At 69.8% G+C, this 13,301-nt stretch carries 12 protein-coding genes; 5 read left to right on the top strand and 7 right to left on the bottom strand.

The annotated features are described in order from the left end of the window. Window positions 1-7: 7 nt before the first annotated feature. Window positions 8-451, bottom strand: coding sequence for a winged helix-turn-helix transcriptional regulator (locus Pmi06nite_RS05280; RefSeq protein WP_203951670.1), 444 nt, complete (start codon window positions 449-451; stop codon window positions 8-10). A 125-nt stretch (window positions 452-576) separates the two neighbouring features. Here Pmi06nite_RS05280 and Pmi06nite_RS05285 point away from each other — a divergent pair, with 125 nt between their 5' ends. After that, a complete protein-coding gene (locus Pmi06nite_RS05285) occupies window positions 577-1,296 on the top strand; it encodes a DsbA family oxidoreductase (protein WP_203951671.1) in 720 nt (239 codons plus the stop codon). On the opposite strand, the gene Pmi06nite_RS05290 is transcribed toward Pmi06nite_RS05285, so the two are convergent. Beyond that, on the bottom strand, window positions 1,293-3,365 hold the full coding sequence (locus Pmi06nite_RS05290; RefSeq protein WP_203951672.1) for a DNA gyrase/topoisomerase IV subunit B: 2,073 nt from the start codon (window positions 3,363-3,365) through the stop codon (window positions 1,293-1,295). The genes Pmi06nite_RS05285 and Pmi06nite_RS05290 overlap by 4 nt on opposite strands. A 245-nt stretch (window positions 3,366-3,610) precedes the next feature. Here Pmi06nite_RS05290 and Pmi06nite_RS05295 point away from each other — a divergent pair, with 245 nt between their 5' ends. Beyond that, on the top strand, window positions 3,611-3,844 hold the full coding sequence (locus tag Pmi06nite_RS05295; RefSeq protein WP_203951673.1) for a DUF7455 domain-containing protein: 234 nt from the start codon (window positions 3,611-3,613) through the stop codon (window positions 3,842-3,844). Window positions 3,845-3,899: 55 nt separating this feature from the next. Here the strand turns inward: Pmi06nite_RS05295 and Pmi06nite_RS05300 are convergent, their stop codons facing one another. Further along, entirely contained in the window at window positions 3,900-4,640 is a 741-nt protein-coding gene (locus tag Pmi06nite_RS05300; RefSeq protein ID WP_203951674.1) for a GNAT family N-acetyltransferase, read from the bottom strand. An 87-nt stretch (window positions 4,641-4,727) separates the two neighbouring features. Between Pmi06nite_RS05300 and Pmi06nite_RS05305 the strand changes: the two genes are divergently transcribed. Then, window positions 4,728-5,474: a YaaA family protein gene (locus Pmi06nite_RS05305; RefSeq protein ID WP_203951675.1), complete on the top strand. Its 747-nt coding sequence runs from the start codon at window positions 4,728-4,730 to the stop codon at window positions 5,472-5,474. Here Pmi06nite_RS05305 and Pmi06nite_RS05310 read toward each other — a convergent pair. The 4 genes from Pmi06nite_RS05310 to Pmi06nite_RS05325 form a co-directional block, all read right to left on the bottom strand. Next, window positions 5,467-6,435 (bottom strand): hypothetical protein, encoded by a 969-nt coding sequence (locus Pmi06nite_RS05310; RefSeq protein WP_203951676.1) that lies wholly within the window; start codon window positions 6,433-6,435, stop codon window positions 5,467-5,469. The two genes, Pmi06nite_RS05305 and Pmi06nite_RS05310, sit on opposite strands and share 8 nt — an antisense overlap. Window positions 6,436-6,502: 67 nt before the next feature. Continuing rightward, complete coding sequence (locus tag Pmi06nite_RS05315; protein ID WP_203951677.1) at window positions 6,503-8,212, bottom strand: RNA polymerase sigma factor; 1,710 nt, start codon at window positions 8,210-8,212, stop codon at window positions 6,503-6,505. Window positions 8,213-8,429: 217 nt separating this feature from the next. Next, window positions 8,430-10,520: a SpoIIE family protein phosphatase gene (locus Pmi06nite_RS05320; RefSeq protein ID WP_203951678.1), complete on the bottom strand. Its 2,091-nt coding sequence runs from the start codon at window positions 10,518-10,520 to the stop codon at window positions 8,430-8,432. 176 nt (window positions 10,521-10,696) lie between these two features. Next, window positions 10,697-11,263 carry an HhH-GPD-type base excision DNA repair protein gene (locus Pmi06nite_RS05325; protein WP_203951679.1) on the bottom strand — a complete coding sequence of 189 codons (567 nt, stop codon included), beginning with the start codon at window positions 11,261-11,263 and terminating at the stop codon, window positions 10,697-10,699. 100 nt (window positions 11,264-11,363) lie between these two features. Between Pmi06nite_RS05325 and Pmi06nite_RS05330 the strand changes: the two genes are divergently transcribed. Both Pmi06nite_RS05330 and Pmi06nite_RS05335 read left to right on the top strand, forming a co-directional pair. Continuing rightward, on the top strand, window positions 11,364-11,609 hold the full coding sequence (locus Pmi06nite_RS05330; protein WP_373317254.1) for a hypothetical protein: 246 nt from the start codon (window positions 11,364-11,366) through the stop codon (window positions 11,607-11,609). 149 nt (window positions 11,610-11,758) lie between these two features. After that, window positions 11,759-13,258, top strand: coding sequence for a hypothetical protein (locus tag Pmi06nite_RS05335; protein WP_239113703.1), 1,500 nt, complete (start codon window positions 11,759-11,761; stop codon window positions 13,256-13,258). The last annotated feature ends 43 nt before the right edge of the window (window positions 13,259-13,301 follow it).

A 13,301-nucleotide genomic window follows, 5' to 3' on the forward strand; every position in this document is an offset into this window, starting at 1 on the left:
CCGGGCCTCAGGACTCCCCCGCAGACGCCGTGGCGGCGTCGAAGGCGGCCTGGTGGCGGCGGATCTCGGCATGGCGGTCGGCGGACCAGGCCGCCAGGGCCAAGACGATCGACAGCAGTGAGGCGCCGAGGTCGGTCAGGGAGTATTCGACGCGCGGAGGGACCTCTGGGTACGCGGTCCGGTCGACGAGCCCGGTGCGCCGCAGTTGCTTCAGGGTGAGCGTGAGCATGCGCTGCGAGATGCCGGGGATCGCGTCGGCGAGATCGGAGTAGCGGGTCGGGCCGTCGGCGAGGGTCCCGATGATCAGCACGCTCCACTTGTCGCCGACGAGGTCGAGGACCTCCCGGATGAAGTCCGCGTCCTGGTCGCCCCACTGGGCGCACGGTCCGGGCACTCGTCGCACGTTGGCCCGCACGCCTGTCCGCGCCTTCCGGATGCCCGCCGCTCCCATGCCTGCCGCCCTTCCTTCGTCGTGACCTCGACGCACATGAATGTGCATTTTGTAGAGCTTCTGATTCTAATGCACCATCTGGTTACGAACAGAAGGTATGTATCGAGGAAATGAGGACGATCTCAATGAGGATCGAGTTCTGGTCGGACATCGTGTGCCCATACTGCGGGCTGATGGACGACAGGCTGCACCGGGCCCTGGACCGCTTCGAGCACGCCCCGGACGTGCAGGTGATCCATCGTTCCTACCAGGTGCACCCCGACCTGCCCCGAGAAGGCGTCACCCAGCGCGAGCTGTTCCGGATGGCCGGGATGCCCGCGGCGACCGGCGAGCAGATCCTCGGCTCGATCGAAGCGGCTGCCCGGTCAGAGGGCCTGACGCCCTACCACGCACTGGAGCGCACGCTCGGCCCGACCGACTTCGCCCACGAACTCCTCGCCTACGCCACCGATCAGGGCCGCGGGGGCGAGATCTGGACGGCGATGTTCCGGGCCCACTTCGGGCAGGCCCGCAAGCTGTGGACCCTTGAGGAGGTCCTCGATTTCGCCGCCGAGGCGGGCCTGGACCGCGACGGCGCGGCCGAGGCCCTGGGCAGCCGGCGCTACCGTGATCGCGTGGCGGCCGATCAGCGCGCGGCCCAGCGCCTCGGCGCCCAGGGCACCCCGTTCATCGTCCTGGACGACAGGTACGCGATCCCCGGCGCGATCGGCGCCGACGAGTTGCTCGCCGCCATGATCAGGACGTGGGACGAGAGCCACCCCGCTCCCCGGACCCTGCCGGCCCTCGGGGAGGGCGACGGGATGTGCGGCCCGGACGGCTGCGCGATCCCCAGCCCCACCAGCTAGGCGTCGATGTGGTCGCGGTCCACCTCGGCCGCGCTGCCGACGATGAACTCGCGCCGCGGGGCGACGTCACTGCCCATCAGAAGGTCGAAGATCCGCTCGCCCTCCTCGACGTCCTCGATCCTGACGCGGCGCAGGACGCGCTGGCGCGGGTCCATGGTGGTCTCGGCCAACTGGTCGGCGTCCATCTCACCCAGACCCTTGTAGCGCTGGATGGGGTCCTTCCAGCGCTTGCCCCGCCGCTCCAGGTCTCGCATGACCTTCCGCAGCTCGGCGTCGGAGTAGGTGTAGACGTACTTGTCCTGGCCCTTGCCCGGGTTGGTGACCTCGATCCGGTGCAGGGGCGGGACCGCCGCGAAGACCCGGCCGGCTTCGACCATGGGCTTCATGTAGCGGTGGAAGAGGGTCAGCAGCAGGCAGCGGATGTGAGCGCCGTCGACGTCGGCGTCGGCCATCAGGATGATCTTGCCGTAGCGAGCCGACTCGATGTCGAACGACCGGCCCGATCCGGCTCCGACCACCTGGATGATCGCGGCGCACTCCGCGTTCTTGAGCATGTCGGCGACGGACGCCTTCTGCACGTTGAGGATCTTGCCCCGGATGGGGAGCAGCGCCTGGAACTCCGAGTCGCGGGCCAGCTTCGCGGTGCCGAGCGCGGAGTCGCCCTCGACGATGAACAGCTCGCTGCGGTCTACGGCGTCGCTGCGGCAGTCGACCAGTTTCGCGGGGAGCGCCGAGTTCTCCAGGGCCGACTTGCGGCGCTGGTTGTCGCGGTGCTCGCGGGCGGCGATACGGGCCTTGGCCGCGGCCACGACCTTCTCGAGCATCGCCCGCAACTGCTGCTTCTGCCCGCGCTTGGGATTGGCGAACTGGGCCTTGAGCTCGCGTGAGACCACGTGGCCCACGATGCGGGTGGCCGCGGAGGTGCCGAGCACCTCCTTGGTCTGGCCCTCGAACTGCGGCTCGGGGACGCGGACGGTCACGACGGCCGTCAGGCCTTCGAGGATGTCCTCCTTCGTGACCGGGTCGTCGCCGTTCTTGAGCAGCCGCGTCTCGCGAAGCTGCTCGTTGACCGTGCGGACGAGGGCGCGCTCGAAGCCCGCCACGTGAGTGCCGCCCTTGGGGGTCGCGATCACGTTGACGAACGAGCGCACGGTCGTCTCGTAGCCCTTGCCCCACCGGAGCGCGACGTCGACGATGAGCTCGCGCTCGACCTCGGTGGACGTCATGTGGCCCTGCTCGTCGAGCACCGGGACGGTCTCGTGGAAGTGCCCGGCGCCCTGCAGCCTGAGCACGTCGCACACCGGCTCGTCGCGGGCGAGGAAGTCGGTGAACTCGCTGATGCCGCCGTCGAAGCGGTAGGACTCCTCGACCGGCTCCTCGCCCCGTGCGTCGCGGAGCGTGAGGGACAGGCCCGGCACCAGGAAGGCCGTCTGGCGCAGCCGCACATGGATCTCATCGACCGAGACCTCGGCCTCGGGCAGGAAGATCTGCCGGTCGGTCCACCAGCGGACCCGCGTCCCCGTGGCCTTCCGCCCGGCCGCGCCGCCGTCGCGCAGCCCCGATTTCTTGCGGAACTTGGCGGTCGGGCCGTCGCCCTCGAAGGCGCCGGGGACTCCCCGGCGGAAGCTGATCTCGTGCGTACGGCCGTCACGGTCGACCTGGACGTCCAGGCGCGAGGACAGGGCGTTGACGACGGAGGCGCCCACGCCGTGCAGGCCGCCGGACGCGCCGTAGGAGCCGCCGCCGAACTTGCCGCCGGCGTGCAGCTTCGTGTAGACGAGTTCGACTCCGGCGAGCCCGGACTTGGGCTCGACGTCGACGGGGATGCCGCGCCCGTTGTCGCGGACCTCGATCGACCCGTCCGGATGCAGTTCGACCTCGATGTGCGAGCAGAAGCCGGCGAGCGCCTCGTCGACGGCGTTGTCCACGATCTCCCACAGGCAGTGCATGAGACCGCGGGTGTCAGTGGACCCGATGTACATCCCCGGGCGCTTACGGACGGCTTCGAGGCCCTCCAGCACCGAGAGATGACGAGCCGTATAACCCGCCTCCGCGCTAACCGCCGTCACACCGAGCTCCCACTTATCAATCGAACACGCGTACGCAGCTTAACCCTCACTCATGTTTTACGCGTACAAGCTTGCCAGGCGCAGCGGGGTCCTCAGCACCAACGCTGTGATCTGCGTCACTTTCCAGATCATTCTGCTCTCGGCGTAGTTGCGGCACGGTTGGGAAGGCCCCCATCCGGTTAGATGTTGTGCCAAGTGACTGACGCCAACGTCCCCACACGGTGGGGCGACCCGAAAGGCGATACGTGACTGGAGCTCTCGCCCCCACCAAGCCGCTGACAGCCCTGGACCGGTGCGACCGGTGCGGAGCTCAGGCCTACATCCGCGCGACCCTGCCTGTGGTAGGTGGGGAGTTGCTGTTCTGCGCCCATCACGGGCGTCAGCACGTGGCTGCCCTGCGCGACAAAGGCGCTGAGATCCAGGACGAGTCGGCCCGACTCAGTGAATCCCCCGCGACCGCCTCGGACGACGAACGCTGATCATCGATCGGTGTGGCCGGAATGATCCCTCATTCCGGCCACACCGCCGGTGTCGTCAGGGTGCGATCCGGTAGTGATAGTTCCCGGCGACGCCGAAGCCTTCGCCCTCGTACAGGGCGCGGGCTCCGGCGTTCGCCATCGTGACAACGAGATACGCGCGGCTGGCGCCTCGCTCCCGTCCCCAGGCGAGCAGGGCGCGTAGCACCGATCCGCCCAGACCCCGGCGCCGGGCGCCAGGGTCCACGGCCATGCAGTAGATCCCCAGCCAATCTCCCTGCGGCACACCGCGTCCCACCGCCATCCCGGCGCCCGCGGACGCGTAGCCCGCGCCGACGCCCCCGAGGATGCGTTCGGCCCATTCGCGCGCCGCGACCTCTCCCCCGTCCGGATGGCGGCCGCCGTCCACCTGCCACCAGGTGCGCAACCACGACTCGGAGGGGCTGTCGTGGATCTCCGCGTCCGGGACGGCTCCCGGGGCCGGCTCGGCCAGCGGCGCCGTCATGACGAGCGTGGGGTCCGCCCGCCGGTATCCGCGGCGCTCGAGCTCACGGTCCAGATCAGGCGGCGCCTGCGCTCCCACCGAGAACACGCACGGCAGTCCCAGCCCCGCGTAGAAGCCCTCGGCCTCGTCGACGGCCCGGCGCAGATCGTCGCGCTCCCCCAGCGGGAGCACCGAGTTGGCCCGCTTGGTCACGCCGCCCGCGTGCCGGCAGATCCAGCCTTCCGCCTCCACCCGGTGCGGGGCAGGCCACGCCTCATCCACAAGCTGGTCGAACGGCGACATCTCCCGATTCATCCGTGGAGCGTAGTCGAGCCCCCGTCGCGGCACCGGTACGCGGGGTGCCCGCACGCCCGGCTCCGCGGCCTAATAAAGTGCGGGATCGTGCTCATCCTGCTGCCACCCTCAGAGGGGAAGGCGCCCCGGGGGACCTCGAAACTCAGGCGGCTGAGCTTCCCCGAACTGGCGTCCCCGCGCGAGAAGGTCCTCGACGCCCTGATCGCGCTGTCCGAATCCGGCCAGGCGCAGTCGGTGCTCGGCCTCTCGGACGGCCAGGCGGCCGGCATCGCCCTCAATCGCGAGCTGCGCACGGCACCCGGCCTTCCCGTGTCGGAGCTCTACACCGGCGTCCTGTACGACAACCTGGGCCTGAGCTCGCTGCCGTCCGAGGCGAGGGCGAGGGCGACCCGCCGGATCGTGGTGTTCTCGGGGCTCTGGGGGCTCCTGAGACTCAATGACAGGGTCCCGCCGTACCGGCTGTCCATGGGCGTGCGGCTTCCGCCCATGGGCGGCCTGGCGGCGTTCTGGAAGCCCTCGGTGACGGCCGCCCTCGAACCGGTCAAGGGCCTGGTGGTCGACCTGCGCTCCTCCACCTACGCGGCGGCCTGGCAGCCCGGTGAGCGGGCGGTGACCGTACGGGTCCTGCGCGAGGCCGCAGGGGCGCGCACGGTGGTCAGCCACATGGCCAAGGCGACCAGGGGCGCCGTCGCCCGTTCTCTCGTAGAGTGCCCTGACCGGCTCAGGACCGCCCAGCAGCTCGCCGGGTTCTTGACGGAGCGGGGACATCGGACCGAGCTGGGAGATCCTCCCCGGGCAGGCAGGCCGTGGACGCTGGACGTGATCGTCAGCTGACGTTGAGCCGCCCGCACGCCCGCTGGTACTGCTGACCGGGGTCGCCGAGATGGGACCACGGCAGCTCGCTGAACCTCCCGCCGGTCCTGACCAGGTGACCCCGTGCGGGCCGCCGCAGATCGGTGAGGAAGAACGCGGCGCCGAACGCGTTGTGGGCCTCGACGGCCCTGGGATGGGCGCCGGCCGGTCGCCGTTCCGACCACCGGCCGGCGGCGACGATCATCTCCCGCTGGACGTCGAACGGGAACCACCCGCCACGCGACATCGGCGTGCGCTCGGAGGCCACGAGTTCGAAGTGGGCGAGCGGCACGAGCGCCGGCAGCGGGCTCCCCTCAGGGGCGCGGGAGGCCGCCAGGCGGGCGAATTCGAGCATCTCCTGCGCGGTGCCGCCCCAGCCGGGCGACAGCGTGACCATGCGCGCGACCGCCGCGCCGTACAACGTCGGCCATCGGCGCGAGGATTCGAGCCAGACCGCGTCCTTGTCGGCCCTGGGCCGGTCCAGCCCGAGTGCCAGCCACATCAGGCACTCCCATGGCACCGGGTCACTCGGAGCGAGCGCGGCGGCCGCCAGCAGCGGCTGGCGGCCGAGTTCCATGGCCGCGTGATAGCTCTGCAGCCGATCCGCCTGTACGGCTCTCGCCCGGACGTCGGGCTTGAGCGCCCAGGCCTCCTCGATCCTCGTACGGCCCAGCCAGAGCCAGAGGTCCGGATTGGCCTGGTCGGCGGCGACGAGCGCCTCGATCGACCGGCTCGAGCCGACGGCGGTGCGCGACAGCGCCTCCACCCGCAGTGATCTCGCCTCGGGATCGCCCCGGCTCCCCAGAAGAGCCGAGGCCCCCGCAGCGAGAATCCCCCTGCGAACGGCCTCGGCCGCCTCGTCGAGCATGGCGTCCGCCCAAGGGCGGGCTGAGATCGCTCGTGGCCCCCGAGCACGCGCCCGTTCCACCTCGATCGCTCCCATGGCCGGAGCCTAGGAGTGTCAGGGTGCGCGGCGCGCTACCACGGTGTTACAGAGAGGTTAAAGCCGATCAGTCGAGGTAGTCCCGCAGAACCTGGGAGCGGGACGGGTGACGGAGCTTCGACATGGTCTTGGACTCGATCTGGCGGATGCGCTCACGGGTGACCCCGTAGACCTTGCCGATCTCGTCAAGAGTCTTCGGCTGTCCGTCGGTGAGACCGAACCGCATCGAGACGACGCCCGCCTCCCGCTCGGACAGCGTGTCCAGAACGGAGTGCAGTTGCTCCTGCAGCAGCGTGAAGCTGACGGCGTCGGCCGGGACGATGGCCTCGGAGTCCTCGATCAGGTCGCCGAACTCGCTGTCACCCTCCTCACCCAGAGGAGTGTGCAGGGAGATGGGCTCGCGGCCGTACTTCTGGACCTCGATGACCTTTTCCGGGGTCATGTCCAGCTCGCGGGCCAGCTCCTCCGGCGTGGGCTCCCGGCCGAGGTCCTGCAGCATCTGCCGCTGGACACGGGCCAGCTTGTTGATCACTTCGACCATGTGGACCGGGATGCGGATGGTCCGCGCCTGGTCGGCCATGGCCCGGGTGATCGCCTGCCGGATCCACCACGTGGCGTACGTCGAGAACTTGTAGCCCTTGGTGTAGTCGAACTTCTCGACCGCACGGATCAGGCCCAGGTTGCCCTCCTGGATCAGGTCCAGGAAGAGCATGCCGCGGCCGGTGTAGCGCTTGGCGAGCGACACGACCAGACGGAGGTTGGCCTCGAGCAGGTGGTTCTTGGCCCGGCGGCCGTCCTCGGCGATCCACTCGAGCTCGGCCCGCACATCGACGGGAAGCTGCTCGCCATCGCTGGACAGCTGCTCCTCGGCGAACAGGCCGGCCTCGATCCGCTTGGCGAGCTCGACCTCCTGCTCGGCGTTGAGGAGCGGGACCTTGCCGATCTGCTTGAGGTAGTCCTTGACCGGGTCCGCGGTGGCACCCGCGGCCGCGACCTGGGCCACCGGCGCGTCATCGTCGTCGTCGGTGAGGATCAGGACCTCATCGTCGGACTGGACGACGACCTCGGCCTTGGGCTCGTCGGTCTCGGCCTCCGCGTCAGGCTCGGCCTCCGCGTCGGGCTCGGCGTCCGCCTCGACCTCCAGGTCGACGTCCTCGACCTCCAGGTCGAGGTCCTCGATCTCGACATCGGCCTCGAGGTCGAGATCGTCCTCGTCCTCGGACGCGTCGGCGGACTTGGCCTTCGCGTCGGCCTTGGTCACCTTGGACTCGGGCCCGTTGGCGGGCGCGTCCTTGGCCCCGGGCTTGGCCCCCGGCGCGGCCTTCTTGGCGGCCGCCTGCGCGGGCGCCTTCGCCGGAGCGGGCTTTGCGGCTCCGGGCTTGGCGGCCGGCTTGGCGGGCGCCTTCTTGGCCGCGGGCTTGGCCGCCGGCGCGGAGTCGGTCACCACGGCGGTGACGGTCTCCGGCTGCGATTCCTTGGCCGCGGCCGACTTGGTCGTCGTCTTCTTGACGGGCGCGGTGGTGCGACGCTTGGCTTGACCTCGGGACCGCTTCGGCGCCGCGGAGTCAGCAGCGGTGACCACGACGGTCACACCCTCTTTGCTGAGGCTGCGCAGGAATCCAGCAGCGTGCGACAGCGGGATGTCCGCTTCCTCGAAGGCCTTGCGGACATCCTCGGACTCGAGGAAACCCTGCGAGCGCCCACGCTCGAGGAGCTGCTGAATCACTGGCTCGTTCAGCTCCGACGGCTTCGAGCGAGTCGAACTTGCAGGCGACACGAACACCTCTCGAACGAACGCATGACGGGAATGGACCCAGTGCTTCTTCTTTTCCGGTGGTGAGGCCGCGCGGACCGCGACATGCCATTGTGGCACGCCACGGCACGTAATACGGCCGCGTACCGCCGGTTGCCTCTCCACCCTAGGCGGACCGAGAGACTAGTGCGTACGGAAGCCGGTCACTGATACCCGAAAGCAACCGTTATGACTGTTTCATTCAGTCACTCTTCGTGGCGGACGGCACATGAACTGCGAGTACCGTCACGTCGTCATCTTGCTCATACCCGGACAACATTCGGTCCACCAGGAAATCCAGCAACATATGAGGGCTGCTCACGACCTCCGGGGGCGCTTCGGCCACAACGGACGAAAGCTCACGAAGCCCCGCATCCAGCCCCCGCTTGCGGTTCTCGACGAGACCGTCGGAGTAGAGGACGGCCGTGTGCCCGGGCGGCACACAGAACCTGAACTGCCTCCGGCTGGTGGCCCAGCCGAGGGGCGTGCCGGGCTCGGTCTCGTGGAGCATCGCGGTCCCCTGGGGTGAGACGAGCAGGGGCGGCGGGTGGCCGGCCAGCGCCAGCGTGCCCTCTCCCGTGCCCGGCTCGACGACCATGTAGGCCAGCGTGGTGACCTGCTCCTCCTCCTCGGTGGCCTCGAAGACCCGATCGAGACCCGTGAGGACGGCGGCGGGCGGCGGGTTGGTCAGCGCGAGGGCCCGCATCGCGTTGCGGATGCGGCCCATTCCCGCCGCGGCCTTGACGCCCTTGCCCATGACGTCGCCGACGACGGCCGCCACGCGCCCGTCCTGCAGGACGAACGCGTCGTACCAGTCGCCGCCGACCTGGACGTGGCGCGAGCCCGACCTGAACCGCTGGGCCAACTCCAGGCCTCGCACGACCGGCAGGCGATCGGGCAGCAGGCTCCGCTGGAGCGTCTCGGCGGTCCGGTGCTCACGCTCGAACAAGGTCGCCCGCTCGACGGCGAGCGCGCACTGGCCCGCGAGGGCCTCCAGGAAGACGCCGTCCTCCTGGGAGATCTTCTGCGGGCGGGTGAAGGAGAACCGCAGCGCGCCGAGGGCGCGGCCCGCGGCCAGCAGCGGGAGGCCGACCCAGGCGCGCTCGTCGGTGTGCCGGAGGAAGCCGAGGATCTGCTCCTCCTCCGCGCCGGCGTCCACCAGCTTGGTCCGGAGACTGTCCGGCGACTCGGCGAAGACCGGGCGGCGGCTGTTGACCGCGATGGTCATCACGCTGGACTGGGACAGCTGGATGTCCTCGCCCGGCGCGCCGGGCGCGTCGGGGATGCCACCGCTGTTGATCACCTTGAGCGTCGCCCGATCGGGGTCGAGCAGGGCGACCGCCGAGTGGTCGGCGGCCAGGGCCGTACGGCCGACGTCGATGATGACCTGCACCACCTGCTCGACGGTGAGAGCCTCGGCGAGCAGGGCCGTGGCGCCCTGGAGCCTGGCGGTGCGCAGGGCCGCGGCGCCGAGCTGGTCGGTGAGACGTCCGCGCATCTCCTCCGCCTCGCGCTGCGGCGTGACGTCGGAGTTCGCACCGACCCACTCGACCACCCGGCCGTGCCTGATGATCGGCACGGCGCGGACCTCGAAGTGCCGGTAGCCGCTGGCCCGGGTGCGGACCCGGTAGCTCCACTCGAACATCGTCCGGCCGCGCAGCGCCTCGCGCCACGCCTCCTCGGCCCCGGGACGGTCGTCGGGGTGGACGGCCTCGAGCCAGCCGTGGGCGAGGTACTCCTCGAGGCCCTGGCCGGTGATGGCCCGCCACTGCGGCGCGTCCTCGACGACGCTGCCGCTCGGGGCGGTGATCCACACGAGCTGCTGCTGCGACTCGACGAGCGACCGGTACCGCTCCTCGCTGCGCCGCAGGTCCTCCTCGGTCATCTGCCGCTCGGTGAGGTCGATGCCGAACAGGGCGACGCCCACGACGCCCTCGTCGCCGTGCATCGGGTAGAACGAGACCGCCCAGTGACGGCTGTCGCCGTTCTCCGCCCTGGTCCTGATCCGCTGGTCGGTGACCGGCAGGCCCTCCTCACCGATCCGGCGCAGGGCCGAGTCGATGAGTGCCGTGAGATCGGCGGCGAGAAGTTCCGCGGGGCGGCGATCGAGATGTCGCTCGACGGGATGTCCGGTCAGTTCGGTAAATGTGGAATTAACTCGGACAAATCGACCGGATGGGTCAAAAAAGGCAAAAGCAAACGGAGCCTCCGACATCAAACCTCTGAAGAGGTCGGAGTCTGAGATGTCCAAACCGGACTCCCGGGGCCGGGGCACGGAGGTTTCGGCGCTCATGGTCGGCACCTCCGTCGCGTGCCAGGCTCTCCCACGAGGCACATCTCCATAACTGTGATTGGTAGCGCGATCTGCCCTACATCATCGGTGATGGGCATGTACGGACGGAAGCCCCGCCCGCCATACGGTCAACGCATCCTGTCAAAAGACCGGCACCCCGCGCAGGAAGATCCGGCTTACTTCTTGGCCGCCCGCTTCGCTTCCTGTTTCGTCGCACGGACCAGTTCCAGACTGCCGGCGTCGACGACGTCGGCCACCGACCGGTGCACGCCCTCCTCGCCGTACGGCCCGGCCGCCTCACGCCACCCCTGCGGCCGGACACCGAGTTGCTTGCCCAGCAGTGCCACGAAGATCTGCGCCTTCTGCCGCCCGAATCCGGGCAAGGCCATCAACCGGCCCAGCAGTTCGGCACCATCGCCGACATCTTCCCACACCCCGTCGGCCGAGCCGTCGTAATGCTCGACCAGGTAGGCCGCGAGCTGCTGGATCCGGCCCGCCATCGACTTCGGATAGCGATGAACCGCGGGCTTGGCCGCCAGCAGATCCGCGAACTGCGCAGGATCATAGGAGGCGATCTCCCGCGCGGCCAAGTCATGGCCCATCCTGTCGGCGATGGCCCGGGGCCCCGAGAACGCCCATTCCATCGGAATCTGCTGGTCGAGCAGCATGCCGATCAGAAGGGCGAGGGGGTTGCGGCCGAGCAACTCGTCGGCCTCCGGTTGCTGTGCGAGCTGGATCCGCATGCGACAAGCTTGGCATGTGACGTCATCAAAGGGTTGACAGTCGCCCGGAAAGGGGTGGAATAAGGGGCGGCAGGTCCCCATTGAGCGAGGAACGCAGCCTATGCCCGCACTCGCAATGCGTGTCAGTGGCGGCCCGTCCGCGGAGGCCGAGCTCCGCGGATACGTGATCGCCCGGCTGGCCGCCGAATTCCTGAGCATCCCCGTGAGCTCCATCAACCGCTGCGTCACGGACGTGTCCGCGTGCGCAGGTCACCTGGGGCTCGACGTCACACCCGAGATCGTCGAGCGGGTCGCCCGCGAGCACCTGCTCGGAATGGTCAACTCGGCTCCGCCGTCCCGCACATAACGGGGACGTCACCGGCCCGCGTTCCTGATGCCGTTCGGCGCGGGAATGCGAGAGGGTGGGAGCGTGAGCGAGCGGAACGAGTTCTCGTGAGTCGTCGGCACCGACGAGATCCCCGGGAGACCCGGCCGCCGGACGACGTTTTCGCGGAGATGTTGCTGGCGGCCCGGGAGCTGCTCGCCGTCCGCAGCCCGCTCGACGCCGAGCTCATGGTGTCCGACATGCTCGGCGCCTGGTGGGGAAGGCGGCTGCGCGGCGGCGACGTCGAGCAGATACTCGGCGAGGGTCTCGTCGACTACGCGGCCAAGGCCGGCACCCCCGCGGCGCTGACGCTGCTCGTCTCCGTCGCCTATCTCGGCACCGCCCGCCAGGCCGCCAAGGCCGAGGGCGCCGCGCTCGCGCTGATGGAGTCGGACGTGGCCAGGCCCCAGTGGGCCGACCGCGTCGGCGCGGTGAAGCCCGCGGGGTGCTACGTCTCCAGGGACGTCTACGGCGACCAGGACACCGTCGTGTGCACCTTCGCCTACAACGGGCAGGACACGCACGCCCTGGTCCTGGTGGTCGACTACAACATGGGCGGCATGGCCAGGGACGCGTGGGTGTCGTCACAGGTCGACAAGCTGCTGGAGCAGGCCAGGCAGGAGGCCTCGGGGAACGCCCTGCTGCGCTTCCAGGAGATCGAGCCGCAACAGGCCCGGGCGCTGCTGGACTTCGCCATGAAGGCGACCGGGGCCGCCCAGGGCCGCAAGACTCCCAAGCTCGTCAGCGACAGCTACAGCGCCTACCACGCCTTCGCACGGGCGCGGATCAAGGCCCTGCCGCCGGGACGCCTGCGCCCGGAACCGGCGCACACGGAGGCCCCCTACAGCCGGGACCGCCGCGCGATGCTCGCGGCCGAGTTCCTGGCCTCGGACGCGGCGGAGAACCTGTCCGACCCGTCGGCGGCCTCGCGATGCACCGACCACATCATCGACTACGGCTGTGACCAGGACTTCGGGCGGCCGATGCGGGTGAGCCCGACCAAGTGCGAGACGTTCCTGCTCGACTGGCTGCCGCGCAAGGTCCTGCTCTCCCCCGCCGAGCAGGACGCCATTCCGCACGTGCTGTCGGCCTGGGTACGTTTCGCCGCCCCGCGCATCGGACTGCCGGAGGAGGGCGTCCGGGCCACCTTGGACGCGGTCTGGGAGGCGACGGCACGCTTCACCGAGGCCTACCGGGACCCGACGTCGTTCGGCCTGGACCCCTCACTCGTGCGACGGCTGCTGCCCGACGGCGACCTGTCCGCCCTCGCCCGGCGGGCGTTCGCGTTCCCGCTGCTCCAGGGCATGCGCGGCTCGACCGACCTCGACCTGCTCAACCCGTCGGACGAGGCTGACCGGCGGATCCTCCTCGAGATCGACCACGCGGACGAGCTGAGCAGGCACGACCTCGAGGAGCATCTCGCCTGGCACGAGGAGATAGCGGGCAGGTTGTGGGTCGGCGACCCTCCGCAACTGTGGGAGGCGGCCCAGCGGCTGATCGATCTCGGGCACGACCGGCACGACGTGCTGCACATCCTCATCGAGATCGCCGAGCGGATCGGCGACCACCCCGACGAACTGGCCGCGGCTCTGGACGACATCGCCGACATCCCGGACGAACCACCGGTCTGACCCCGCGGCCCGGCCGATCTGCGGCAGGATTGATGATGCGAGG

It is taken from the genome of Planotetraspora mira (assembly GCF_016863275.1).
In the GTDB taxonomy this organism is placed as follows: Bacteria; Actinomycetota; Actinomycetes; order Streptosporangiales; family Streptosporangiaceae; genus Planotetraspora; species Planotetraspora mira.